General features: G+C 46.5%; 26 protein-coding genes and 1 other RNA gene. 18 read left to right on the top strand and 9 right to left on the bottom strand.

From position 1 onward, the window contains the following. The first annotated feature begins 91 nt into the window (after window positions 1–91). Together ACLIIY_RS00960 and ACLIIY_RS00965 are read left to right on the top strand one after the other, a co-directional pair. On the top strand, window positions 92–988 hold the full coding sequence (locus ACLIIY_RS00960) for a LysR family transcriptional regulator ArgP (RefSeq protein WP_033005327.1): 897 nt from the start codon (window positions 92–94) through the stop codon (window positions 986–988). Window positions 989–1,249: 261 nt separating this feature from the next. Next, window positions 1,250–1,945, top strand: a complete 696-nt coding sequence (locus ACLIIY_RS00965) for an oxidative stress defense protein (RefSeq protein ID WP_009707611.1) — start codon at window positions 1,250–1,252, stop codon at window positions 1,943–1,945. A gap of 76 nt (window positions 1,946–2,021) precedes the next feature. Here ACLIIY_RS00965 and serA read toward each other — a convergent pair whose 3' ends face one another. The 5 genes from serA to ACLIIY_RS00990 form a co-directional block, all read right to left on the bottom strand. After that, the gene (gene serA, locus ACLIIY_RS00970; protein ID WP_009707610.1) at window positions 2,022–3,251 is read right to left on the bottom strand and encodes a phosphoglycerate dehydrogenase; all 1,230 of its coding nucleotides are present in this window, start codon (window positions 3,249–3,251) and stop codon (window positions 2,022–2,024) included. 259 nt (window positions 3,252–3,510) lie between these two features. Beyond that, window positions 3,511–4,167 (bottom strand): ribose-5-phosphate isomerase RpiA, encoded by a 657-nt coding sequence (gene rpiA, locus ACLIIY_RS00975; protein ID WP_005436473.1) that lies wholly within the window; start codon window positions 4,165–4,167, stop codon window positions 3,511–3,513. Between the two features lie 58 nt (window positions 4,168–4,225). Beyond that, window positions 4,226–4,819, bottom strand: coding sequence for a 5-formyltetrahydrofolate cyclo-ligase (locus ACLIIY_RS00980; protein ID WP_434528003.1), 594 nt, complete (start codon window positions 4,817–4,819; stop codon window positions 4,226–4,228). Between the two features lie 5 nt (window positions 4,820–4,824). Next, window positions 4,825–5,009: non-coding RNA, 6S RNA (ssrS, locus tag ACLIIY_RS00985), on the bottom strand. Window positions 5,010–5,017: 8 nt separating this feature from the next. Next, window positions 5,018–5,326 (bottom strand): cell division protein ZapA, encoded by a 309-nt coding sequence (locus ACLIIY_RS00990; protein ID WP_434528004.1) that lies wholly within the window; start codon window positions 5,324–5,326, stop codon window positions 5,018–5,020. A 250-nt stretch (window positions 5,327–5,576) separates the two neighbouring features. Here ACLIIY_RS00990 and ACLIIY_RS00995 point away from each other — a divergent pair, with 250 nt between their 5' ends. The 3 genes from ACLIIY_RS00995 to ACLIIY_RS01005 are packed head-to-tail and all read left to right on the top strand — an operon-like array spanning window position 5,577 to window position 8,610. After that, window positions 5,577–6,155 carry a YecA family protein gene (locus tag ACLIIY_RS00995; protein ID WP_434528005.1) on the top strand — a complete coding sequence of 193 codons (579 nt, stop codon included), beginning with the start codon at window positions 5,577–5,579 and terminating at the stop codon, window positions 6,153–6,155. A gap of 40 nt (window positions 6,156–6,195) precedes the next feature. Then, complete coding sequence (gene ubiH, locus ACLIIY_RS01000; protein WP_041058508.1) at window positions 6,196–7,374, top strand: 2-octaprenyl-6-methoxyphenyl hydroxylase; 1,179 nt, start codon at window positions 6,196–6,198, stop codon at window positions 7,372–7,374. A gap of 27 nt (window positions 7,375–7,401) precedes the next feature. Continuing rightward, window positions 7,402–8,610, top strand: coding sequence for an FAD-dependent 2-octaprenylphenol hydroxylase (locus tag ACLIIY_RS01005; protein ID WP_434528006.1), 1,209 nt, complete (start codon window positions 7,402–7,404; stop codon window positions 8,608–8,610). A gap of 78 nt (window positions 8,611–8,688) precedes the next feature. Here the strand turns inward: ACLIIY_RS01005 and ACLIIY_RS01010 are convergent, their stop codons facing one another. The 3 genes from ACLIIY_RS01010 to ygfZ all read right to left on the bottom strand — a co-directional run bounded on the left by ACLIIY_RS01010 (window position 8,689) and on the right by ygfZ (window position 10,982). Beyond that, window positions 8,689–8,895, bottom strand: a complete 207-nt coding sequence (locus tag ACLIIY_RS01010) for a DUF1107 domain-containing protein (RefSeq protein ID WP_005449772.1) — start codon at window positions 8,893–8,895, stop codon at window positions 8,689–8,691. Window positions 8,896–9,547: 652 nt separating this feature from the next. Beyond that, window positions 9,548–10,021 (bottom strand): aminoacyl-tRNA deacylase, encoded by a 474-nt coding sequence (locus ACLIIY_RS01015; protein WP_434528007.1) that lies wholly within the window; start codon window positions 10,019–10,021, stop codon window positions 9,548–9,550. Continuing rightward, entirely contained in the window at window positions 10,014–10,982 is a 969-nt protein-coding gene (ygfZ, locus tag ACLIIY_RS01020) for a tRNA-modifying protein YgfZ (protein WP_434528008.1), read from the bottom strand. The genes ACLIIY_RS01015 and ygfZ overlap by 8 nt, the downstream gene beginning before the upstream one ends. 236 nt (window positions 10,983–11,218) lie before the next feature. On the opposite strand from ygfZ, the gene ACLIIY_RS01025 reads away from it, so the two are divergent. After that, the gene (locus tag ACLIIY_RS01025) at window positions 11,219–11,479 is read left to right on the top strand and encodes a succinate dehydrogenase assembly factor 2 (protein WP_005429937.1); all 261 of its coding nucleotides are present in this window, start codon (window positions 11,219–11,221) and stop codon (window positions 11,477–11,479) included. Then, window positions 11,448–11,867 carry a protein YgfX gene (locus ACLIIY_RS01030; protein ID WP_434528009.1) on the top strand — a complete coding sequence of 140 codons (420 nt, stop codon included), beginning with the start codon at window positions 11,448–11,450 and terminating at the stop codon, window positions 11,865–11,867. The genes ACLIIY_RS01025 and ACLIIY_RS01030 overlap by 32 nt, the downstream gene beginning before the upstream one ends. A gap of 34 nt (window positions 11,868–11,901) precedes the next feature. Here the strand turns inward: ACLIIY_RS01030 and nadB are convergent, their stop codons facing one another. Continuing rightward, window positions 11,902–13,509 (bottom strand): L-aspartate oxidase, encoded by a 1,608-nt coding sequence (nadB, locus tag ACLIIY_RS01035; protein ID WP_009707603.1) that lies wholly within the window; start codon window positions 13,507–13,509, stop codon window positions 11,902–11,904. Window positions 13,510–14,064: 555 nt separating this feature from the next. Here nadB and rpoE point away from each other — a divergent pair. From rpoE to acpS, 11 genes are all read left to right on the top strand, one after another. Next, a complete protein-coding gene (gene rpoE / locus ACLIIY_RS01040; RefSeq protein ID WP_005436461.1) occupies window positions 14,065–14,643 on the top strand; it encodes an RNA polymerase sigma factor RpoE in 579 nt (192 codons plus the stop codon). Between the two features lie 26 nt (window positions 14,644–14,669). Beyond that, entirely contained in the window at window positions 14,670–15,296 is a 627-nt protein-coding gene (locus tag ACLIIY_RS01045; RefSeq protein WP_005449785.1) for a sigma-E factor negative regulatory protein, read from the top strand. Next, on the top strand, window positions 15,293–16,258 hold the full coding sequence (gene rseB / locus ACLIIY_RS01050) for a sigma-E factor regulatory protein RseB (protein ID WP_009707602.1): 966 nt from the start codon (window positions 15,293–15,295) through the stop codon (window positions 16,256–16,258). Before ACLIIY_RS01045 ends, rseB begins: the two co-directional genes overlap by 4 nt. Continuing rightward, window positions 16,255–16,725 (top strand): SoxR reducing system RseC family protein, encoded by a 471-nt coding sequence (locus ACLIIY_RS01055; RefSeq protein WP_434528010.1) that lies wholly within the window; start codon window positions 16,255–16,257, stop codon window positions 16,723–16,725. The genes rseB and ACLIIY_RS01055 overlap by 4 nt, the downstream gene beginning before the upstream one ends. 127 nt (window positions 16,726–16,852) lie before the next feature. Beyond that, a complete protein-coding gene (lepA, locus tag ACLIIY_RS01060; protein WP_005436452.1) occupies window positions 16,853–18,646 on the top strand; it encodes a translation elongation factor 4 in 1,794 nt (597 codons plus the stop codon). A gap of 104 nt (window positions 18,647–18,750) precedes the next feature. Next, window positions 18,751–19,650 carry a signal peptidase I gene (gene lepB, locus ACLIIY_RS01065; RefSeq protein WP_005436449.1) on the top strand — a complete coding sequence of 300 codons (900 nt, stop codon included), beginning with the start codon at window positions 18,751–18,753 and terminating at the stop codon, window positions 19,648–19,650. Window positions 19,651–19,670: 20 nt separating this feature from the next. Further along, window positions 19,671–20,348 (top strand): ribonuclease III, encoded by a 678-nt coding sequence (gene rnc / locus ACLIIY_RS01070; protein WP_005436448.1) that lies wholly within the window; start codon window positions 19,671–19,673, stop codon window positions 20,346–20,348. Beyond that, window positions 20,341–21,303 (top strand): GTPase Era, encoded by a 963-nt coding sequence (gene era / locus ACLIIY_RS01075; protein WP_005436447.1) that lies wholly within the window; start codon window positions 20,341–20,343, stop codon window positions 21,301–21,303. The genes rnc and era overlap by 8 nt, the downstream gene beginning before the upstream one ends. A gap of 128 nt (window positions 21,304–21,431) precedes the next feature. After that, window positions 21,432–22,163 carry a DNA repair protein RecO gene (gene recO, locus ACLIIY_RS01080; RefSeq protein WP_005426504.1) on the top strand — a complete coding sequence of 244 codons (732 nt, stop codon included), beginning with the start codon at window positions 21,432–21,434 and terminating at the stop codon, window positions 22,161–22,163. Beyond that, a complete protein-coding gene (gene pdxJ, locus ACLIIY_RS01085) occupies window positions 22,160–22,891 on the top strand; it encodes a pyridoxine 5'-phosphate synthase (RefSeq protein WP_005426507.1) in 732 nt (243 codons plus the stop codon). The genes recO and pdxJ overlap by 4 nt, the downstream gene beginning before the upstream one ends. A gap of 12 nt (window positions 22,892–22,903) precedes the next feature. Next, a complete protein-coding gene (acpS, locus tag ACLIIY_RS01090) occupies window positions 22,904–23,284 on the top strand; it encodes a holo-ACP synthase (protein ID WP_039987176.1) in 381 nt (126 codons plus the stop codon). The last annotated feature ends 24 nt before the right edge of the window (window positions 23,285–23,308 follow it).

Below are 23,308 nucleotides of genomic sequence, written 5' to 3' on the forward strand. Positions count from 1 at the left end.
CTTTTATTGAAATAAGTATAATTAATGATTTTAATATATTATTAGTAACACTTATCTGGTGTTTTGGGCGTTTATTAAGGAGGAAAAACACGTGCGAGGATTGGACTATAAATGGATTGAAGCGTTAGATGCGGTGGTACATCAAGGCAGTTTTGACCGAGCGGCTGAGCACCTTTTTGTCTCACAATCCGCCATTTCCCAGCGTATCAAGCAGCTAGAGAAGTACCTTGCCCAACCGGTTCTTATTCGCGAGCAACCACCAAAACCAACCCCGATTGGTAAGAAGTTACTCGGGTTGTATCGCCGAGTAAGATTGCTTGAGCATGAAATCCTCCCTGAACTAAAAAACGACACGACAACACGTCCTGTGCAGCTTTCATTAGCAACCAATGCAGACAGTCTCGCAACTTGGCTCTTACCTGCGTTGCAAGACGTGATGAAGCATCGCCAAGTGGAACTAAAACTGACTATCTATGGCGAGTCGCGTTCGATTGAGAAGCTAAGAAGTGGTGAAGTTGCAGGGGCGATCAGTTTAGAGTCTCAAGCCATCCCGGGCTGTCGAGCAGACTATCTTGGTCGCATCGATTATGTTTGTGTCGCCAACCCAGAGTTTTATCAACGTTACTTCTCGGAAGGAGTCAACAACCAGACTTTGACCAAAGCGCCGGCGGTGTCTTATGACCAATATGATGATCTGCATAAGAAGTTTTTAACGGAACACTTCAACGTGAGGCCAGATAGCGTGATTCATCACAACATCAGTAGCTCAGAAGCTTTCCTTAAGATGGCGTTAGCAGGCGTGGCTTATTGTTTGATTCCCCGATTGCAGATCACTGATGAACTGGAGAAAGGTGAGTTGATTGATATTACGCCGGGCTTTTTGATGTCCTATCGAATTTACTGGCATCACTGGCAGTTAGAAACGGGTGTGCTTCAAGAAATCTCACAGGCGATTGTTGGCTACGCGCAACAGCATTTGCCACAATAAGTTCCCGCTTGGCTCGCGTTTTAAGCTGAAATTACGGCGAAGTAACACAGTCAAAGTTGTGTTAGAAGTCGCTTAGGGCGCTTGGATAATTGGCAGAAGTTTCTATGATGAAGCTATATACACTCCAGTTCATTGGTGCCTCTTATCTTTCTGGTTTTGATGAGGCATCAACTTAATCCGCCATGGCATTCATCGAGTATCTCGTCTTGAACTCCGGCATTTGGAGTGACTTTTCTATTTCAATACGGATGGATTTATCGAATGAAACTGTCTTCAATTTTTCTGGCTTCGGCACTAAGCCTTACTAGCGTTTCTGTACTTGCGAATGATGCACCTGATTTTGCTCATGTGAGTACGACTGGATACGGTGAAGTTGTTGCAACTCCAGATATGGCCACTTTCTCTGTGAAGGTAGTTGATACGACAATGACTGCGGAGCAAGCGAAGCAATCGGTCGATAATACCGTTGATGCGTTTCTAAAAAGCTTAGCAGATGCAGGGTTGTCAAAAGATAACATCACCAGTTCAAACTTATACTTAGCACCGCAGTACCACTATCCGAAATCGGGCAAAGCAGAGCTAGTTGGCTATCGTGCATCACGTAGTATTGATGTGACAGTTAACGATCTTGCTAACTTGAATGAATACTTGGACATGGCGTTAAAAGCTGGCATTAATCAAGTTGATAATATTCAGCTTAAAGTGAGTAATCAGTCTGAGTACCAGCAAAAAGCGCGTATGGAAGCAATCAAAGATGCGCAAAGCAAGGCGGCATCTTTAGCGACTGGTTTTGATAAAAAGTTGGGTGATGTTTGGCAGATTAACTACAACCAAATGCACGCTCGTCCAGTACTTTTACGTTCAATGGCAATGGATGCAAGAGAGAGTTCGAATAGCTACCAAGACTCTACGCTTGTGATTCGTGACCAAGTGGATGTGGTTTACAAGCTGAAATAGTAATAAGAATATTACGACGAATAGAAACAGAAAAGGCAGGGGAGTCCCTGCCTTTTTTATGTCGAGTAATCAGTGATTAATGAAGGATACGAGCACGGATTGTGCCTTCGATGCCTTTTAGTTTCACTAATGCTTCTTCTGCGCGAGAAGTCTCTACGTCGATAACTACGTAACCGATCTCAGCTGCCGTTTGTAGGTACTGACCTGCGATGTTGATGCCGTCTTCCGCAAAGATGGTGTTGATTTGGGTCAGGATACCAGGGCGGTTTTTGTGGATGTGCAACAGACGTGAACATTCACGATGCTCAGGAAGAGATACCTCTGGGAAGTTCACACTTGATAGCGTTGAACCGTTGTCAGAGTATTTCGCCAGTTTACCAGCAACTTCAACACCAATGTTTTCTTGTGCTTCTTGCGTTGAACCACCGACGTGTGGCGTTAGGATGACGTTGTCGAACTTCTGCAGTGGAGACTCAAATGCATCAGCATTGGTTTTTGGTTCTACTGGGAAGACGTCAACCGCAGCGCCCGAGATATGACCAGACTCTAGACTGTGGCATAGAGCAGGGATGTCTACGACGGTACCACGCGCAGCGTTGATAAATATTGCGCCTGGCTTCATGCGTGCGAATTCTTCTGCACCCATCATGTTCTTGGTCTCTGGCGTTTCAGGAACGTGCAAAGAAATGACGTCACACTTGTTCAGCAGCTCGCTCATGGTGAACACTTGCGTTGCGTTACCTAACGACAGTTTGTTTTCAATGTCGTAGTAGTAAACGCGCATGCCTAAGTTTTCTGCGATGATACCCAGCTGAGTACCGATGTGGCCGTAACCGATGATACCCAGGCGTTTACCTCGAGCTTCGTAAGAGCTGTCTGCACTCTTCTTCCAAATACCACGGTGTGCGAGTGCATTTTTCTCAGGGATGCCACGAAGAAGCAGTAGTACTTGGCCTAACACCAACTCGGCAACACTGCGCGTGTTTGAGAATGGTGCATTAAATACAGGGACACCGCGTCGAGCGGCAGCACTTAGGTCAACTTGGTTGGTACCGATACAAAAACAGCCAATTGCAACTAGCTTGTTCGCCGCATTGATCACTTCTTCCGATAGGTTCGTTCGGGAACGGATACCGATGAAGTGTACGTCTTTTACTGCTTCAATCAGCTCTTCTTCTGAAAGGGAACCTTTGTGATATTCAATGTTGCTGTAGCCAGCTGCTTGAAGAACTTCAACTGAAGAAGGGTGGAGTCCCTCTAGCAAGAGGATCTTAATCTTTTCTTTTTCCAGTGAAACTTTGGCCATTTTTCTCGTCCTTAAAATGGAAAGGTGGGCTAATGTGGCGCACATAAAGCAAAACCATTAAAAAGGGGATAATTAACAGTTTTGTCGGAAGACAAACGTTTCCCTGTGCGTCTTCTGTTCAATAAAGTAACAAAAAATTTTTGCTTTGGGTAAGAAAATTACGGAATAAGGCATGCTTTTCTTAGAAAAAGGAAGAAAAAACGGCGCCCTAGGGCGCCGTCTGTAATGAAATAACAGAAAATTTAAATCATCTAATGATTTATTCTTCTATTTTCGCACCTTCTGGTGTGCCAGTGATAACCACGTCTGCACCACGGTGAGCGAACAGACCTACCGTTACCACACCTGCGATGCCGTTGATCTTGTCTTCAAGCTCTTTCGGGTTAGTGATTTGCATGTTGTGCACGTCTAGGATTACGTTGCCGTTGTCCGTAGTTACGCCTTCACGGTATGCAGGGTCACCACCTAGTTTTACCAATTCACGAGCAACGTATGAGCGCGCCATTGGGATAACTTCAACAGGAAGTGGGAACTGACCAAGTACGTCAACTGCTTTTGTGCCGTCAACGATACATACGAATTTTTCTGAAATAGCCGCAACGATCTTTTCACGAGTCAGAGCAGCACCGCCGCCTTTGATCATTTCACGTGCTGCGTTGATTTCATCTGCACCATCAACGTAGATATCCAGCATTGCTACGTCGTTACACTCGTAAACCTCAATACCAAGCTCTTTTAGACGCTCAGTAGAAGCAACAGAGCTAGACACTGCGCCTTTGATATCATCTTTGATACTGCCTAGGGCATCGATGAAGTGATTCACGGTAGAGCCAGTACCAACACCGACAATGCTGCCTTTCTCAACATACTTAAGTGCTGCCCAACCAGCCGCTTTCTTCATTTCATCTTGAGTCATGCCAATCTCCTGAATAGATGTTCGTTAACGTTTGCGGCGTGATTATAGCGGGTAAGTGTTACTTTTCCCATTGCCAGATTTGGCTTGGAGTCACGATCTTAGGTAATGGAATATCCCAACTTTCAACGGGTAGGCGCTCTACATGCTGGCAATCGTGGGCGATACCGATCGGTTTAGCACCTTCGCCAGTGCTAAACCAGCGTGAGAGTGTCCGGTCGTAGTAGCCTCCGCCCATACCTAAGCGATGGCCGACACTGTCAAACCCGACTAACGGCGTACAAATGACATCCAGTTCACGGACCGGTTTGAGGAAGCGGATATCAAGCGCAGGTTCTAAGATTCCGTATTTGTTGTACACCAACTGTTCATCATTGACGTATTGCAAGAACAGTAATTGGCCTTTAGAGAAAGGATGAATGACGGGCAGGTAAATCGACTTACCTTGCTGCCATAGTGATTCAATCAAAGGTTTGGTGTCTAACTCACCATCGGCAGACAAATAGATGGCAATGTGCTGCGCGGTTTTGATTTCTGCTAACTGCGAAAACTGCTGAACGAGATCGAGCCCAGCTTGGAACTGAGTATCACTACTAAGGGCGTTGCGTTTTTCACGGATGAGTTTACGGAATTCTTGTCGAGATAGGTCTGACATAGAGAGGATACCCCAGGGTGCCGTTGAGGATTGTGGCCCTTGAACCAGCTGGTTCAAGGCGGATCAGCAATGATAACCGTAGGCTTCTCGGTGCATGCCAAGCTTGCTCAATAGCTATCAAGTACTAACCCTTTGGTATTGCTTATCGGCTCAGGGACTTAAATCCAACTGACGCACACCCCAGGGTAAATTTTGTATCTACTGCTGTCCTTGCTTTACCTTACTAAGCGCACTTTCTAAAGACGCGGTGAGCTTTTCCATTCGCTCAGTAATTTCTTGTTGCTGATCGTTAGATTCGTATGATTTGGTATGCAATTCATAACAAATGTTCAACGCAGCAAAGGTCAGCAGCTGAATTTCATTGGTTACCTTAGTACGCTCGCTCATCTCTTTCAATCGACGATCAAGATCTTTAGCCGCTGTAATTAGTGACTCTTCTTGCCCCGCAGGACAATTGACTCGTGTCATTTTGCCAAGGATTTCAACGTCGATCGCTTGATTGCTCATGATGAATAAACTCTATATTCGCGCTATCTAAGGCGTTGCGTTATACAACTACCGAGGAGGAAACTATAGGAAAACCGCTATTAAGATTCAAGCATTTCCCATCACAGAAAGAAAAATGGTGAAGTGATCACACAGGAATTGGGCAAATTGATTAAATGCTGTCCAAAATTGAATTTGATAGCCGTTTCAGCCGACTAGGCTTGATGGTAGGATATGTCGATACATTATTACGCAAGAATGAGCCAAGATTATGAGTGAAATCACCCTTCCTGAATACCAATCTATTGCTGCTGAACTGAAATCTGCAAGCCTTGCTGTGACCCCAGCAGAATTGCATGGTCTACTTGTTGGCATGCTAAGTGGTGGATTGGCGATTAACGACCAAACCTGGCAACCGATTCTGTTTGATTACACCAACGAAGGCATGGGCTGGCCATCAAGCGCATTAGCACTGGCACAAAGCGTGTTCCAAGTAACTGTTAACGAGCTAACTGGCACTTCTATGGAGGTGTCTCTGCTGCTTCCAGATGAAGCGGGCGAAGAAGGTTTGTTTGCACTAGCAGATGGTGTGTCAGACTTTGTTAACCACTTTATCTCAGGTATGGGCTTAGCGGGCATTGCGATCGATAAGGCATCAGATGATGCAAAAGAAGCCTTGGCTGATCTAGAAGAAATTGCCAAGCTTGGTATTGATGAAAACGATGACCTAGGCGAGCAAGCACTATTACTAGAGCAAGTAATCGAACACGTTAAAGCCTGCGTATTAACTATTCATGCAGAGTTTGGTGCTCGTCCTGAAAGCAACGAAAACAAACCAACGATTCATTAATCACTCGTTCCCCATTATCGAATAGTTTCTAGAGGTTAGCATGAGGCAATATGACGTTGTAATTGCTGGTGGTGCCATGGCTGGTGCCACACTTGCGTTAGCAATCGACCGTTTATCTAAAGGCGCGCTGCAAATTGCGGTTGTTGAGCCTTTTAAAGCCCAATCGGATCAACATCCGGGCTTTGATTCGCGCTCGATTGCTCTGTCCTACGGTACGGTCAACATTCTGCGTCACTTGCAGTTGTGGTCTGCTATTGAGCCTTGTGCAACCCCAATTGAACACATTCATGTTTCTGACCGCTCTCATGCGGGCATGACTGAGATTACCAAGCACGAAGTTGGCGTTGAAGCCCTTGGCTACGTAGTCGAACTCGCCGATGTTGGCCGCGTCTACCAAGATCTCTTGGATAAGAGTGAGGCGATCACTCTGTTTTGCCCTGATTCGGTTGCGAACATCGAACGTGAGCAAGACAAAGCACACATTGAACTGAGCAGCGGTGAGAAGCTGGAAGCTAAGTTGCTGGTGGCTGCCGATGGGGCAGTATCGCAATGTTGTCAGCAAATCGGCTTAGAGTTGTCTGAGCATGATTTCGACCAAGTGGCAGTGATTGCGAATATCGTGACGCAAGAACCTCATCAAGGTCGCGCTTTTGAACGCTTTACCGAGAATGGCCCAGTCGCACTGCTGCCAATGAGTGACAACCGCATGTCGCTGGTGTGGTGTCTGCGTCCTGAAGAAGCACAGACCGTGGTGAACTTATCTGACGCGGAGTTCCTTGAGCGTTTGCAGAACGATTTTGGTTGGCGATTAGGTGCGATGCAGAAAGTCGGACAACGCGCGAGCTATCCTCTTCTTTTGCGTCATCGTAAGCAGAACATTTCTCACCGCTTTGCTATTGTCGGCAATGCTGCACAAACGCTTCACCCGATTGCTGGGCAAGGCTTCAACCTTGGTATTCGTGATGTGGCATCGTTAGCGGAAGAGGTTGTTAAGCAAACTGAAGACGCGGGTCGTTACCAAGGCTTAATGCGATTTAGCCAGCGCCGTGAAGATGATCGCAGCGAAACAATTTGGCTAACCAGCTCTCTCGTGCATATTTTCTCAAATGATTTACCGGCGATGCGAATTGGGCGTAACCTCGCTCTCGCAACGATGGATAACCTTTCTACTTTTAAGCAGCCGCTGCTACGCCATACGCTTGGCCTAGTGAAACGATAAACGGCAACGAATTAGGTAACAAAAGCAATGATGCAAAGTGTAGATATCGCCATCATCGGTGGTGGAATGGTGGGTTTAGCATTAGCTGCCGCTTTTAAGGACAGTGACCTGCGAGTAGCCGTTATCGAAGGCGCAGTACCAAACGACACACTAAATGAACTGCCAGATGTACGCGTATCGGCGTTGAGCCGTTCAAGTGAAACTATCCTTCGTAAGCTTGGTGCTTGGCAAGGTATCGAGCAGCGTCGTGCTTCTCCGTACCATGCGATGGAAGTCTGGGAGCAAGACAGTTTCGCTAACATCGCATTTGATGCACAAAGCATGGCTCAACCAGACCTTGGTCATATCGTTGAAAACCGCGTGATTCAATTGGCGCTGCTAGAACAAGTTCAAAAGCTGGATAACGTAACACTGTTTATGCCTGCTCGTTGTGCAACGCTTGCGGTGGGTGAGCAAGAAAGCTGGCTAACGCTCGACAATGGTCAAGCTATGACAGCTAAGTTGGTTGTTGGCGCAGATGGTGCAAACTCTTGGCTGCGTAACCAAATGGATATCCCACTAACGCATTGGGATTACGGTCATAGTGCGCTTGTCGCGAACGTGAAAACCGCTGATCCACACAATAGTGTTGCGCGTCAGATCTTTACACCACAAGGTCCATTGGCTTTCCTTCCAATGTCTGATCCGCACATGTGTTCGATTGTTTGGTCTACCGAGCCAAATCGTGCCGAGCAATTGCTGGCGATGAATGGGCAAGAGTTCAATAAAGCACTGACTAGCGAATTTGATGCGCGTTTAGGTTTGTGTGAAGTGGTTGGTGAACGTGCAGCATTCCCACTTAAGATGCGTTATGCGCGTGACTTTGTGGTTGAACGCGTGGCGTTAGTTGGCGATGCAGCACACACAATTCATCCACTAGCAGGGCAGGGTGTGAACCTTGGGTTATTAGATGCGGCGAGCTTAGCGCAAGAAGTGTTGGCGCTGTGGAAACAAGGGCAAGACATTGGCACCAAACGTAACCTACGTGGTTACGAACGTTGGCGCAAAGCCGAAGCGGCGAAGATGATAGCGGCGATGCAAGGCTTCCGTGATCTGTTCTCCGGTGAGAACCCTGCCAAGAAGCTAGTTCGTGGTATTGGTTTGAGCCTAGCAGGACAACTGCCGGGTGCGAAAGATGAAATCATGAAGCGTGCACTAGGTTTGAAAGGCAATTTGCCGGAACTAGCGCGTCAATAAATGCGTTTCTCGATTCACGAATAGAAGACACAAAAAAGGCTGGTTAATCCAGCCTTTCTTATTACATCGATGTTTAAGCTAAGCGTATGCGCATCTGAGCTTCATAATCTCTTGGTTAATCTCTTTTACTGCCTGAAAGTGACGTTTCTCAGCTTTCTCTGGCAACATCAATTTTCCGTTATCAAACTCGAACTTACCGACTCCGTAAATATAAATTCTTCCTTTAAAAAGACGACTTATGTGTTTAGCAATCATACCTGGTGTATAGCGCTTAAACAGTCTCATATTTACTCTTCCTTATCTCTTACCTAGCCCAGTTATTCTACGTTTTTCGCGTAAAAATTATTGTGACAGCAATAGTATTAAGTGCAGTTGAGGTACTTGGCTTTAGAGATTTGTGCTGCCTTAGACAAATTGACAGAGTCATATCTCAAATAGCGTGAGGATTACCTCAAAAAATCATTATCGAAGGAACCAGTCCTTGAGTCCTCCTGTTCTTACGTGGTGCATTAAGCAACAGTTTTGTTACAGAAATAAGAATAGAAGGAAAATGATTGTTTGCTAAATGTTTTTACTCAATGGGTTGCATTTTGTTCGTTTTGACGAGGTTGAAACCTCAAATGCATTGCTTTCATTGAGTTAGAGGAAGGAAAAGGGAAAAAGTTCCACGCAAAAAAAAGCCCGCTTCGGCGGGCGAATAGTCACAGATGCATTACACAAAAGTGGACGACTGACTTAATGAACGCTGTCATACAAGTCAGCAGATTCACTTTACGTTGGCTGAGTCGTTGTTGAAAACTTAACCAACGAATTCAGCATATACGAGTTTTTCATTTGTGACTATTTATGTTTTAAAAATGATTAAAAATTCTCAGGTGTAATCGGAGAGATATGAGTGAGATCACGCAGGAGTGAGAATCCTGCGCTTGATTACATGTTAGCGACAGATATCAGCCATGGTTGGTTGGCATAATTGGATTAGATCATCGATGGATAGCGCTAAGCCAGCCATACGATCTCCGCTGCTAATGGTGATTTCTTTTTCTTCAAGCAAACTTGGATCAAATATGATCGGCATGTAGCGCTTTAGGAGGAGTGGTGTGACAGTACCAATCTTGTATCCGGTAATCGCTTCTACGTCCGCTTGATCAACACACGTCATGCGACGGCACTGCAGTAATGCGCGCACCTTCTTTGGATCAACGCTACGATCACCTGGTGTACAAGCAAGCGCATATTGGTTCCCCATATCGCGCAAAAGAATCGCTTTGACCATTTGAGAAGGGCGAATGCCGCGTTGTTGCGCGGCATCCTCAATGGTTGTTGCAGGTCTTTGATGAGGAAGAAGGCGAAACTCGATGTTCTGGTCCGCCAAAAACTGCATCAAAGGGGTATGAATGGTATTACTCATTGTCAAGGCTGTACGGCAGTGGTGCGATTTCCCATTCACACTCAGGTTGAGCAACCAAGCGCAGACGAGTGTCATCGTCTAGGTTGTTTGGCAATACAATGAGCCCCATCGCTTGGTTGTCGCTGAATTGGTAATGTGTGAGCAAGGCGCCTACTGAACGCCAGTTTTCACCGACACTACGTTCCAGTTCGATCACACCTTCACCTAAGGCTTCAGCGGTTGCACCTTTAACAATGTACATTGCACGTTTGTTGGTGCCGCGGTATTTCGCGCGCGCTACGGTTTCTTGACCTGTGTAGCAGCCTTTCGTAAAGCTGATGCCCCCAAGCGCTTGTACGTTTAGTGCTTGTGGAATGTGCTCGTTTTGCGCGTCTGCTGCCACGTATGGTAGTGCTGCTTCAATATCGAAACGGGTCCAAAGCTCATGGGTTGTTAGTGTTGCTTGGCTATCTTCCACTAACGATTGTGCTGCTTCTGCTGTAAGCGCAAGCAACCAGCGGTTTGAAGCCACTTTGACTGCAGTGCCTCCTTCAACTGCACGCACGTCGCCAGAATCAGCATTTAGTGTTGAGATGAACGCATCTGCATTCTCACCAGCAACACCCAGCACAACGTCGCTAGACTCTTCGATGGTCACTTTCGAGAACACCGCGTACTTTTTGATTTCTTTTAGTTCCACTTCAATCGCAGATTTCGGCTGAACCATTGCATAGCCATCGTTATGGTGGAATAGGCGGAAGACACTCCACACTTTACCTTTCGCATCACAATGGGCACCCAACATTGATTGGTCTTTCTCAAGAGAAACCACATCGCAGGTAACTTGACCGTGTAGGTACGACTTTTTGTCGTCTCCAACCATGGTGATCATGCCCAGGTTATCCAATAGCGAGATAGACAGCTCAGGTAGTGCGTCTTGTGTCGATAGGTTCAGCGGTGAAAAGCGAGTTTGCCATTCCATGATTACAATGCCTTTTGAAGATATTTTTCAGCTATGTTAAATGCAGAATCGGCATTTGTCAGCACTCAATATATCCACTCAATTTTAAGGTGTTTGGCTTTGCTGAACGTTTGTTTATTAAATGCGTTCAGGATTTGCAGCGACTTGGCTACATATTGTGACCCGCACACTAGTGACGTTGCACATCCCTTGTTACACTCCGCACTAAGAACAAGACATCTATGAAGGAATACTGAATGTACACTGCGGAAGAAAAGGCGCGTATTAAATGGGCTTGTCGTCGTGGCATGCTTGAGCTTGACGTGGTGATTATGCCGTTTTTTGAAGAGTGCTTTGATGCACTAAATGAGCAAGAGCAGCGTGATTTCGTCTCACTACTAGAATGCGATGATCCCGATCTGTTTACTTGGGTGATGGGCCACGGTCGTAGCGAAAATCTAGGTCACGCTTCGATGGTCGATAAAATTGTCGCACACAACCTCAGCAAGGTTCGTTAATCTTAAGGTTAACACTTCTCTATACGCCCAAATTGCCAACCAACTTCTTCTCCTAGGTTGCGTTTGGGCGGTTATCTGCTCTGATATCCCACTCGTCTTATCAACTTATCTGTTACTACTGATTATCCGTTGCCACATGCAAGGTGGCTTTGTCGTGCCTTCAGCCTGCGGCGGTTGGTATTTGCATCGTGATGGCACAGTACGCAATGACAAACAAACTTCGACAATATCGAGTGTTGATGTGTCGGCGGCGGCGTTCAAAGTCACGTTTGAATTAGTGTCGGGTGAGAAAGTCACGATTTGGCGAGACAGTTGTGAAGATGTGGAATATCGTCAACTGTGTTTGATATTACGACAATGGAAAATGGGAGCCGAAGCTCCCATTTGATCTTGTATCTGACGGTTACTTTTTAGTGTCAGAGCTATTTGTTTGGTGTAAGAATCGTTGGGCCGCTGTTTTCTAGCTGGTTTGGATAATCCAAGGTGTAGTGCAGACCACGGCTCTCCTTACGCTGCATCGCACAACGCACCATCAACTCTGCGACTTGCAGCAGGTTACGCAACTCTAGCAAGTTGTTTGATACGCGGAAATGGCTGTAGTACTCATGCGTCTCTTGTTGCAGCATCTGGATACGGCGCAGTGCGCGTTCAAGACGTTTATCGGTACGAACGATACCCATGTAATCCCACATAAATAGGCGCAGCTCATGCCAGTTGTGTTGGATGATCACTTCTTCATCACTGTTGGTCACTTGGCTTTCATCCCAACATGGAACCTGCGGTGCTAGTTCTACTTCGTTGTGATGTTTAAGAATATCTTTGGCTGCCGACCATGCGTAAACCACACACTCAAGTAGCGAGTTCGATGCCATACGGTTCGCGCCGTGCAAGCCTGTGTAGCTCACTTCACCAATCGCGTAGAGGTTCTTCAGATCGGTATGACCGTTTTGATCGACCATGACGCCGCCGCATGTATAGTGCGCCGCAGGTACGATTGGGATTGGCTCTTTAGTCATGTCGATACCCAAATCCATCAAACGAGAGTAGATGGTTGGGAAATGCTTGGTAATGAAATCAGCTGGCTTATGGCTGATGTCGAGATACATGCAATCAGCACCTAAGCGCTTCATCTCGAAGTCGATAGCGCGAGCCACGACATCGCGTGGAGCAAGCTCTTTACGCTCATCAAAATCTGGCATAAATCGTGAGCCATCAGGACGACGTAAATACGCCCCCTCACCACGCAATGCTTCTGTTAGTAAGAAGTTGCGCGCTTCTGGATGGAACAGACAGGTCGGGTGAAATTGGTTGAATTCCATGTTCGCAACGCGACAACCTGCGCGCCACGCGATTGCAATACCATCACCAGATGAGACGTCTGGGTTAGACGTGTATTGGTAAACTTTGGAAGCGCCGCCCGTTGCGAGAACAACAAATTTTGCACGAACAGTTTCAACTTGCTCTTCGTTGCGGTTCCAAATATAAGCGCCAATGATCTTGTTTTTGTCGCCGCCAATTTTATCTTCGGTGATCAAATCCAGAGCATTGTGACGTTCAAGAACATGAATGTTTGGGTGGCTGTGTGCGTTGTCTTGAAGAGAAGTTTGCATTGCCATACCAGTTGCATCGGCTGCGTGCAAAATACGGCGACGGCTGTGTCCGCCTTCGCGAGTTAGGTGATAACGTGGTTCGTCGTCAGAATCATCGTCTTCACGGTCAAATGGCACGCCGCCATCAATCAACCATTGCACGCACTCTTTTGAGTTTTCCGCGATGAATTTAACCGTCTCTTCATCACAGATTCCATCCCCGGCAATTTGCGTATCTTCAACGTGAGACTCAATGGTGTCCGATTCATCAAATACCGCAGCAATACCACCTTGCGCGTAAAACGTCGCGCCTTCGCTACGTGGTCCTTTACTTAGAACCATCACCTTACAGTGGTTTGCAACACGCAAAGCCAACGACAAGCCCGCGGCGCCACTCCCTACCACTAACACATCACATTCATGTTCACGATTTGTGTTCATATTACTTTTACAATCCCAAGCTAAGGTAACAAGGCTACCTTGTGTATATTTTGCACACCATGTGCATCCATTAACGCGACATCCGTCGCTAAGGGCTAAGTTGGGAGGTATCTAAATCACCGCAACTCTGGTGACTTGTGCCACTCTTATTTTTGCATGTCGATGACATGCGAATGCTTCCTGAGTTTTATTTTAAACGCGTTGTTCAGATAGCCATTAGCCGTGCCAACAAAAAGTAATAGTTTGTCAATGCCATTGCTTTTCTAGGCTCTACCCAGCACAATCTGGGACAGAGATCATCCATTATACCCATTTCCCCAACACTATGCTCGCTTGTCAAAACGAGACGTAATTCAGACGTGGCGAGGGATTTGGCTAGTGACATCACACTGTGAAAAAACAATGACAAAAAATTTGAGAAACTATGGAACTTTCTCATTCACGTCGGAGTCACAATAGTGCTCAAGTAAGCAGTGGTGTCAATACTACGTTTTGCATAATTAGTACCCATATCTGAGAAGAGTAGGGGCATAACAAATAGGAGTATCCGCTCGAATGAACGAGCAGCTGACCGATCAAGTATTGATTGAGCGAGTTCAGAATGGAGATAAGCAAGCATTCAACCTGCTGGTAACAAAGTATCAGAACAAGGTATGTAATCTTATTTCCAGATACGTAAGTAATCCTGGCGATGTTCCAGATGTAGCACAAGAAGCGTTTATCAAGGCTTACCGAGCTATCCCTAGCTTTCGCGGGGAGAGTGCGTTTTACACTTGGCTGTATCGCATTGCGGTGAATACTGCGAAGAATCATATCGTTGCTCAGGGTCGTAGACCGCCTGCGACGGATGTTGATGCTGAAGATGCTGAATTTTACGAAACAGGTAATGCACTGAAAGAAATTTCGAACCCTGAGAACTTAACGTTGTCCAAAGAATTGCAACGGGTAGTGTTCAGCGCAATCGAAGCCTTACCTGAAGATTTGAAAACGGCAATGACTCTGCGTGAGCTTGACGGCTTAAGCTATGAGGAAATTGCTGAAGTAATGGATTGCCCGGTGGGAACGGTACGATCACGTATCTTCCGTGCTCGTGAGGCGGTGGAAAAGAAAATCAAACCTCTTTTGCAGCGCTAGTACAAGTGATAACTATGGTGAAAACAATGGCTGACAAAGAAAAACTTTCAGCTCTCATGGATGGAGAATTGGTCGATAAGGCTTTAATTCAAGAATTAGAGCAAGACCAAGAGAGCCGTGATGCTTGGCAGAACTATCACCTGATTGGTGATGTGATGCGAGGCGAAGCGCCAGCAAAGCCTGAGTGGAATATTGCTGAAAGCGTAGCGTTAGCGTTAGAAGACGAGCCTGTGCATCGTGCTATCGATTCGCGCAGTGCAAACGTGATTTCAATTAACGACGCGCCAAAAGAGTCGCAACCAGAGCCACAAAAAGCGAAACGCCAATTGCCAGCTTGGTTGACCCAGTTTGGTCAAGTTGCAGTCGCTGCGTGTGTGTCACTCGTTGTGATTTTAGGTGTGCAACAATACGGTGGTAGTGACCCAATGTCGCCACAAGCCGATCAACTTCCTGTGCTTCAAACCGTGCCATTCGCTGGCAGTGCTGAACCAGTAAGCTTGACGCGTGAATCCGTAGAGCGTTCGGTTGGTGAAGCAAATATGCAAGAGCAACGCAAACGCGTTCATGCTATGCTTCGTGACTACGAACTGCAGCTAAGAATTAACAGTGATGCGTCTCAGCAAGATGCACATCTGACTCCGGATATTGAATGAAAAAATTTCTGATCAGCGCTTGCGCTCTGTTCAGTCTGATGTCTTCGCAAGCCTTTGCTGGTGATAAGCCAGCGGAGGCTTTATTGCATCAAATGAGCGAGGCGAGCAAGAATTTAAGCTACGAACTCTCTTATATCCTTATCAAAAAGAACAGCATTGAACCTTTGCTGTATCGTCATGCGACTCACGACAAAGACCAGTACGCACATCTTGTGTATCTGAGCGGTCCTGTGCGTGAGGTTATTCGTCGCGGCACTGAAGTAAGCTACATCGAAACTGGCGCGGAGCCGTTTACCATCGAATCGGGTAAAATGGTTGCTCCAATCATGCCAATGCTGAACGCGAACATTGACGAGCTAAACTTGTACTACGACTACGTAAAAGTAGGTCGTGCCCGTGAAGCAGGTGTACCAACACAAGTGCTACGTATCGTGCCAAAAGATGGCCTGCGTTACTCTTACGTGTTGTGGATTGATGAGAAGAGTAAGTTGCCACTGCGTGCTGATCTTGTCGATCGCGATGGTGAAATGCTTGAACAGTACCGAACTATCTCTTACTCAGTGAACCCTAAAATTGGCGAGCTGATGAGTGGTTTGGAAGAGGTTCAGTTACCTGGTGTTTTGACTATGCCGAAAGGCGATATCGGCACCAGCGATTGGACTGTGGGTTGGATACCAGAAGGTTTCCAACCAAATGAACTGAATCGCTACCGTATGGCGGTGACCGACCAAATGGTAGAAAGCCAATTGTACTCAGATGGGCTGTTTAGTTTCTCTGTGTATGTGGCGAACAAAGATGAGCATTCGCTGAAAGGTCAGCTGGTTCGTCAAGGTCGTCGCACTCTACATAGCTTTATTAACGGCAACCACGAAATCTCTGTTGTAGGTGATATCCCACCAACAACGGCTCAGCGCATCGCACAATCGGTCACTTTTAATGTAACAAAGAGTGAAGTGCAATGATGACTGCATTGGCTACTGTGACGGGTGTTCATCGTCACGGTCAGCAATATGATGTCGATCTCAGCTGCGAGCAACAGACCAGTTGCAGCAGCTGTTCATCGCAAAAAAGCTGCGGCACTGGCGTGGTTACCAAAGCCTTCGGTAACAAAACGCTGTCGTGGCATTTGCGTACCCCAAAGTCCGTCAAAGTAGGCCAGGTGGTGGAAATTGGCTTCCCTGAAGCAAGCCTGATCAAATCAGCCATGGCGGTCTACCTTCTTCCTTTATTTGGTTTGATTCTCGGTGCCGTGATTGGCAACTTCCTGCTTGCGCCTTTAACGGCTGGCGGTGAGGGTATTACCATCCTCGCTTCGGTATTGTTTGCCGCTGGTGGTATGTGGCTCGCAAAACGTGTGTCACGCCCGCTAGAAGATGAGTCCAAACGTCAAGTCACCCTCATTCGAGTTCTCGGTGAACCTATTCAATAAGTTCTAAACTTTAAATAAGGTGCGCCCGTTAACGAAATTGGGTAGAATCTGCCAACTTGATTGAAATGCCGTCAACTGACGGCTTTCTTACTGTCCCTATTTGTAAAGAGTTAGTCACCCTAAATCTATGAAGCACATTCGTAACTTTTCGATTATCGCCCACATCGACCATGGTAAGTCGACCCTATCTGACCGTCTAATCCAAGTTTGTGGTGGATTAAGCGATCGTGAAATGGCCGCACAGGTTCTGGATTCTATGGATCTTGAACGTGAGCGTGGTATCACCATCAAATCTCAGAGTGTGACGCTGAACTACACCGCTAAAGACGGCGAAACGTACCAGTTGAACTTCATCGATACTCCGGGACACGTTGACTTTGCGTACGAAGTATCACGTTCTCTAGCCGCTTGTGAAGGTGCGCTACTGGTGGTTGACGCAGGTCAGGGTGTAGAGGCTCAAACGCTAGCTAACTGTTACACCGCGATCGAAATGGATCTAGAGGTTGTGCCAATCCTGAACAAGATTGACCTACCAGCAGCCGATCCTGAGCGTGTAGCGGAAGAAATTGAAGAAATCGTTGGTATTGATGCAATGGAAGCTACTCGCTGTTCTGCAAAGACAGGTATCGGTGTAGATGACGTTCTAGAAAACATCGTATCAGCAATTCCAGCACCAGAAGGTGATCCAGACGCGCCACTTCAAGCGCTGATCATCGACTCATGGTTCGATAACTACCTTGGCGTTGTTTCTTTGGTTCGTATTAAAAACGGCTCACTGAAGAAAAACGACAAAATCAAAGTAATGAGCACAGGCCAAACTTGGGGTGTAGACCGTCTAGGTATCTTCACGCCTAAGCAAGTGGACACTGATGTTCTGCGTACTGGCGAAGTAGGCTGGGTAGTTTGTGGTATCAAAGACATCCTAGGTGCACCAGTAGGTGATACGCTGACACTAGCGAAAAACGGCAGCGAGAAGCCACTGCCAGGCTTTAAGAAAGTAAAACCTCAGGTATACGCGGGTCTGTTCCCAGTATCTTCTGATGATTACGAAAACTTCCGTGACGCACTAGGTAAACTGAGCCTTAACGACGCATCGCTATTCTACGAGCCAGAAAACTCTGCAGCACTAGGCTTTGGTTTCCGTTGTGGTTTCCTTGGCATGTTGCACATGGAAATCATCCAAGAGCGTCTAGAACGTGAATACGACCTAGACCTGATTACAACGGCACCAACCGTAGTTTACGAAGTTGAGCAAACAAACGGCGAGACTCTGTATGTTGATAGCCCGGCAAAACTGCCAGCGGTTAACGACATCGAAGAGATCCGTGAGCCTATCGCGCGCTGTAACATCCTAGTACCTGCGGATTACCTAGGTAACGTAATCACACTATGTGTTGAGAAACGTGGTACTCAGGTAGATATGGTTTACCACGGTAACCAAGTAGCCGTTACTTACGATATTCCAATGGCAGAAGTAGTACTGGATTTCTTTGACCGTCTGAAGTCTACATCACGTGGTTATGCGTCTCTGGATTACAACTTCCAACGCTTTGAAGCATCGAACATGGTACGCGTAGACGTGCTACTGAACGGCGACAAAGTGGATGCGCTAGCGTTGATTACGCACAAAGACCAGTCTCAGACTCGTGGTCGTCAGCTTGTAGAGAAGATGAAAGAATTCATCCCTCGTCAGATGTTCGACATTGCGATCCAAGCGGCCATCGGTAACCACATCATCGCGCGTTCTACCGTGAAACAGCTACGTAAGAACGTAATCGCGAAATGTTACGGTGGTGACGTAAGCCGTAAGAAGAAACTTCTGAAGAAACAGAAAGAAGGTAAGAAACGTATGAAGCAGATCGGTAACGTAGAGCTGCCTCAAGAAGCGTTCCTAGCAATTCTTCACGTTGGTAAAGACTAGAGTTGAACTATCTCGTACTCTTGTCTGTCATAAGACGTTAGATAGTAAAATAAGTGAAAGGGTTTCGGCTCTTTCACTTTCGTATTTTTAGATAAGGGAATTTAATGGCGAATACATTCTCACTGATTCTAGTTATCGTGACTTTGGTAACTGGCGTAGTTTGGCTACTAGAAAAGCTGGTGTTTGCGAAAAAACGTCAAGCAAAGGTAGCGGAGATCCAAGCGCAAACAGCAAATGGTCTGGATGCGGTGACGCTACAAAAAGTAGAAAGCCAACCTTGGTGGGTAGAGAACAGCGTCTCTATCTTTCCAGTGATTGCATTCGTTCTGGTATTACGTTCTTTTATCTATGAACCGTTCCAAATCCCTTCAGGCTCAATGATGCCAACCCTACTAGTGGGTGACTTCATTTTGGTTGAGAAATACGCATACGGCTTGAAAGACCCAGTATGGCGCACGCAGCTAGTGGAAACTGGCAAGCCTGAGCGTGGCGACATCGTGGTATTCAAATACCCACCACAGCCAAACATTGACTACATTAAACGTGTGGTTGGTTTGCCTGGTGATACCGTGCGTTACTCTGCGGACAAACAGGTATGTATTCAATCGAAAGGTGAATCATCTTGTAAGCCAGTCAAATTGAGCAATGTTGAAGAGAGCCAATTCATCCAAAATGGCATTCCTCTGATTCAGATGAATGAAAAACTGGGTGAAGTTGAACACCAAGTTTTGGTGAACCCGCTTGCTCGTGACCGTGTGCAGAACTATCAGCCACGTCCAGGAGTTAACGAATGGGTTGTACCACAAGGTCAGTACTTTGTTATGGGTGATAACCGTGATAACAGTGCTGATAGCCGTTACTGGGGCTTTGTTCCAGAAGCAAACTTAGTCGGTAAAGCTGTCGCGATCTGGATCAGCTTCGAGTTTGATCGTGGCGCGGACAGCGTTCTACCTTCATGGATTCCAACTGGTGTGCGTTTTAACCGCGTCGGTGGTATTCACTAACCATTACATATCGAGAGAGTATGAATTCTCCAATTGATAAACTAGAGAGAAAGCTCGGCTACCAATTTAAGGACGCTGGGCTTATCAACTTGGCGCTGACTCACCGCAGCGCCAACAGCAAGCATAATGAACGTCTTGAGTTTCTGGGCGATTCAATTTTAAGTTTTGTCATCGCTGATGATCTGTACCATCGTTTCCCGAAAGTGAACGAAGGTGACATGAGCCGTATGCGCGCTACTTTGGTACGTGGGCACACATTGGCGGAACTGGGTCGTGAATTCGATCTAGGAGATTATTTAAAATTAGGTCCAGGTGAATTGAAGAGTGGCGGATTCCGCCGAGACTCTATTCTAGCCGATGCGGTAGAAGCCATTATTGGTGCGATTTACCTTGATAGTGATATTGAAGCCGTGCGCGGTATTGTACTGAGTTGGTACAACTCGCGTCTTGAAGCCATCAAGCCAGGCGTATCACAAAAAGATCCAAAAACTCGCCTACAAGAGTTCCTGCAAGGCAGAAGAAAACCACTGCCTGTCTACACAGTGACTAATATTAAAGGTGAAGCGCACAACCAAGAGTTCACGGTTGAGTGTGACGTAGCAGGTGTGGATAAGCCTGTCATTGGTAAAGGCACCAGCCGCCGCAAGGCAGAACAAGCGGCTGCTGAAACAGCACTTGAGCAATTAACAAATGGCTGATAACGAATTCGATATCGATGCATTTTTTGCATCCAATGGTGAAGTAAGTTCACCAGAAAACCAGCACTGTGGCTTTATTGCGATTGTTGGTCGCCCAAACGTTGGTAAATCGACGCTTCTAAACAAAATTCTTGGTCAGAAGATTTCGATTACATCTCGTAAGCCGCAAACGACTCGTCACCGCATCATGGGTGTGGACACAGACGGCGATTACCAAGCGATCTACGTAGATACGCCAGGACTTCACATTGAAGAGAAGCGCGCGATTAACCGCTTGATGAACCGTGCAGCAAACTCATCTCTAAGTGATGTGAACCTAGTATTCTTCTTGGTCGACGGTACACATTGGACAAAAGACGACGAGATGGTGCTGACTAAGCTTCAAAAGTCGAACTTCCCAGTTGTACTTTGTGTGAACAAAGTAGACAACGTGCAAGATCGTAACGAAGTGATGATGCACATGGCCGACATGTCTAAGAAGATGGACTTCGTTGATGTTGTGCCAATCTCTGCAAAGCAAGGTAAGAACATCGACGTACTACGCAAGCACGTTCGCGATCACTTGCCAGAAGCAACGCATCACTTCCCAGAAGAATACGTAACAGACCGTTCTCAGCGTTTCATGGCGTCTGAAATCGTGCGTGAAAAGCTGATGCGTTTTACTGGTGAAGAGCTGCCATATTCAGTAACGGTTGAGATTGAGCGTTTTGATTACAACCCAGAAACGGACGGTTTCCATATCAACGCCCTGATTCTTGTTGAACGTAATGGTCAGAAGAAAATGGTGATTGGTAAAGGCGGCGAGAAGATCAAGACAATTGGTCGTGAAGCGCGCCTAGATATGGAAGAACTATTCGGTCGTAAGGTTTACCTAGAGACTTGGGTAAAAGTGAAATCTGGTTGGGCAGACGACGAACGTGCGCTGCGCTCACTAGGTTACATCGACGACCTATAAGTTTGGTTGCTTGTACGTTTGGTAACGAAGACACTTCGTTCCAACATCGACTAAAATATAATATCGATTAAAATAAGGAGCCACTTGGCTCCTTATTTTTTATTACCGACTTAGGCACACTGATTGAAATGAGCAACCAGTCTTCAGAAGGCTTCCAGCGCTGCTTTGTATTGCACCGACGCCCTTACAGTGAATCGAGCTTAATCCTTGATGTATTCAGCGAGGAGTATGGTCGTATCACGTTGATGGCGAAAGGTGCGCGCAGCAAACGCTCCAATCTAAAAGGGGCATTGCAGCCCTTCACACCGCTATTGCTGAAATGGTCCGGAAAAGGTTCGATGAAAACCTTACGTCAGGCAGAGCCAATCAGTTTAGGCTTGCCGTTGTTCGGGATAAACCTTTACTCCGCAATGTACGTAAATGAATTAGTCGGGCGCGTGTTAATGGCGGAAGTGCCGATGCCAGCCCTGTTTCATGATTATCTGCATGCACTAACGGAATTGGCTCAGAGTGATAACCCTGAACCGGGCTTGCGTCGTTTTGAATTGGCCCTGCTGTCTTCAATGGGCTATGGCGTCGATTTCTTACATTGTGCCGGGACGGGGGAGCCTGTCGATCCTGAGATGACTTACCGTTATCGTGAACAAAAGGGATTCATAGCTTCAGTAAGGCGCGACAACCTGACATTTTTAGGTAATGAATTGATTGCGATTAGTGAGCGGCGATTCGTCACTAAAGAGCAATTAAAAGCGGCGAAACGCTTTACACGTATGGCATTAAAGCCGTATCTTGGCGGCAAACCTTTAAAAAGTCGCGAATTATTCATTCAGACATATCGAGCACGGAGTAACGGAAAATGAGCTCAATCTACTTAGGCGTTAATATCGACCATATTGCCACTCTACGTAATGCACGTGGTACTAAATACCCAGATCCAGTTCATGCTGCTGAGATCGCAGAGCGTGCAGGTGCTGACGGTATTACCATCCACCTACGTGAAGACCGTCGCCACATTCTAGATCGTGACGTTCGCATCCTACGTGAAACCATTCAAACTCGTATGAACCTTGAAATGGCAGTAACGGACGAGATGGTTGAGATTGCGCTACAAACTAAGCCTGAGTTCGTTTGTCTGGTTCCTGAAAAACGTGAAGAGTTGACAACAGAAGGTGGTCTGGACGTTGTCGGTCAACTTGAGAAAGTGAAAGCGGCAACGCAAAAGCTAACTGAAGCGGGCATCAAAGTATCTTTGTTCATCGATGCTGACCGTCAACAGATCGATGCGGCAAAAGCTTGTGGCGCTCCTTATATTGAGCTTCACACTGGTCACTACGCAGACGCGACAACAGAAGAAGATCAGCAAGATGAACTGAAGAAGATCGCAGCTGGCGCTAGCTACGCTGATGACCTAGGTATCATCGTAAACGCAGGTCACGGTCTGACTTACCACAACGTTGCACCAATCGCAGCACTGCCAGAAATCTACGAGCTAAACATCGGTCACTCGATCATTGGTCGTGCCGTTTTCGATGGTCTAGAAAAATCTGTGGCAGAAATGAAAGCCATTATGGTTGCGGCTCGTAAGTAATCAGATTAAAGCATGGCAATTTTAGGATTAGGCACTGACATCGCAGAGATTGAGCGCATTGAAAAAGCGCTCGGTCGTACTGGTGAACCATTCGCAAAGCGCATTTTGTCGCATGATGAAATGATAAAGTTTGCTGAATTGAAGCAAAAAGGGCGTTACCTTGCGAAGCGTTTCGCAGTAAAAGAGGCGGCCTCAAAAGCGTTAGGAACTGGCATCGCAAAAGGCGTGACCTTTCATGATTTTACGGTTTCGAATGATGAGTTTGGTAAACCAGTACTGACCTTATCCGGTGTGGCGAAGCAAATCGCTGAGTCGATGGGCGTCAATCATGTTCATCTGTCCATTTCGGATGAACGTCATTACGCCGTTGCGACGGTGATTTTTGAATCCTAACTTAGCCTGATTACGGATTAATAA

The sequence above is a fragment of the Vibrio sp. K4 genome (assembly GCF_051122595.1).
Classification (GTDB): Bacteria; Pseudomonadota; Gammaproteobacteria; order Enterobacterales; family Vibrionaceae; genus Vibrio; species Vibrio owensii.

What these genes read in the sequence shown, in the direction of transcription:
- rpiA (WP_005436473.1), bottom strand. Translation starts at nt 4,167, where the DNA reads ATGACTCAAGATGAAATGAAGAAAGCGGCTGGTTGGGCAGCACTTAAG.
- ACLIIY_RS00965 (WP_009707611.1), top strand. Translation starts at nt 1,250, where the DNA reads ATGAAACTGTCTTCAATTTTTCTGGCTTCGGCACTAAGCCTTACTAGC.
- ACLIIY_RS01025 (WP_005429937.1), top strand. Translation starts at nt 11,219, where the DNA reads ATGTACACTGCGGAAGAAAAGGCGCGTATTAAATGGGCTTGTCGTCGT.
- ACLIIY_RS00995 (WP_434528005.1), top strand. Translation starts at nt 5,577, where the DNA reads ATGAGTGAAATCACCCTTCCTGAATACCAATCTATTGCTGCTGAACTG.
- lepA (WP_005436452.1), top strand. Translation starts at nt 16,853, where the DNA reads ATGAAGCACATTCGTAACTTTTCGATTATCGCCCACATCGACCATGGT.
- serA (WP_009707610.1), bottom strand. Translation starts at nt 3,251, where the DNA reads ATGGCCAAAGTTTCACTGGAAAAAGAAAAGATTAAGATCCTCTTGCTA.
- recO (WP_005426504.1), top strand. Translation starts at nt 21,432, where the DNA reads ATGAGCAACCAGTCTTCAGAAGGCTTCCAGCGCTGCTTTGTATTGCAC.
- nadB (WP_009707603.1), bottom strand. Translation starts at nt 13,509, where the DNA reads ATGAACACAAATCGTGAACATGAATGTGATGTGTTAGTGGTAGGGAGT.
- era (WP_005436447.1), top strand. Translation starts at nt 20,341, where the DNA reads ATGGCTGATAACGAATTCGATATCGATGCATTTTTTGCATCCAATGGT.
- ACLIIY_RS01005 (WP_434528006.1), top strand. Translation starts at nt 7,402, where the DNA reads ATGATGCAAAGTGTAGATATCGCCATCATCGGTGGTGGAATGGTGGGT.
- ACLIIY_RS01045 (WP_005449785.1), top strand. Translation starts at nt 14,670, where the DNA reads ATGGCTGACAAAGAAAAACTTTCAGCTCTCATGGATGGAGAATTGGTC.
- acpS (WP_039987176.1), top strand. Translation starts at nt 22,904, where the DNA reads ATGGCAATTTTAGGATTAGGCACTGACATCGCAGAGATTGAGCGCATT.
- rnc (WP_005436448.1), top strand. Translation starts at nt 19,671, where the DNA reads ATGAATTCTCCAATTGATAAACTAGAGAGAAAGCTCGGCTACCAATTT.
- ubiH (WP_041058508.1), top strand. Translation starts at nt 6,196, where the DNA reads ATGAGGCAATATGACGTTGTAATTGCTGGTGGTGCCATGGCTGGTGCC.
- ACLIIY_RS01010 (WP_005449772.1), bottom strand. Translation starts at nt 8,895, where the DNA reads ATGAGACTGTTTAAGCGCTATACACCAGGTATGATTGCTAAACACATA.
- pdxJ (WP_005426507.1), top strand. Translation starts at nt 22,160, where the DNA reads ATGAGCTCAATCTACTTAGGCGTTAATATCGACCATATTGCCACTCTA.
- ygfZ (WP_434528008.1), bottom strand. Translation starts at nt 10,982, where the DNA reads ATGGAATGGCAAACTCGCTTTTCACCGCTGAACCTATCGACACAAGAC.
- ACLIIY_RS00980 (WP_434528003.1), bottom strand. Translation starts at nt 4,819, where the DNA reads ATGTCAGACCTATCTCGACAAGAATTCCGTAAACTCATCCGTGAAAAA.
- lepB (WP_005436449.1), top strand. Translation starts at nt 18,751, where the DNA reads ATGGCGAATACATTCTCACTGATTCTAGTTATCGTGACTTTGGTAACT.
- ACLIIY_RS01055 (WP_434528010.1), top strand. Translation starts at nt 16,255, where the DNA reads ATGATGACTGCATTGGCTACTGTGACGGGTGTTCATCGTCACGGTCAG.
- ACLIIY_RS01015 (WP_434528007.1), bottom strand. Translation starts at nt 10,021, where the DNA reads ATGAGTAATACCATTCATACCCCTTTGATGCAGTTTTTGGCGGACCAG.
- rseB (WP_009707602.1), top strand. Translation starts at nt 15,293, where the DNA reads ATGAAAAAATTTCTGATCAGCGCTTGCGCTCTGTTCAGTCTGATGTCT.
- rpoE (WP_005436461.1), top strand. Translation starts at nt 14,065, where the DNA reads ATGAACGAGCAGCTGACCGATCAAGTATTGATTGAGCGAGTTCAGAAT.
- ACLIIY_RS00990 (WP_434528004.1), bottom strand. Translation starts at nt 5,326, where the DNA reads ATGAGCAATCAAGCGATCGACGTTGAAATCCTTGGCAAAATGACACGA.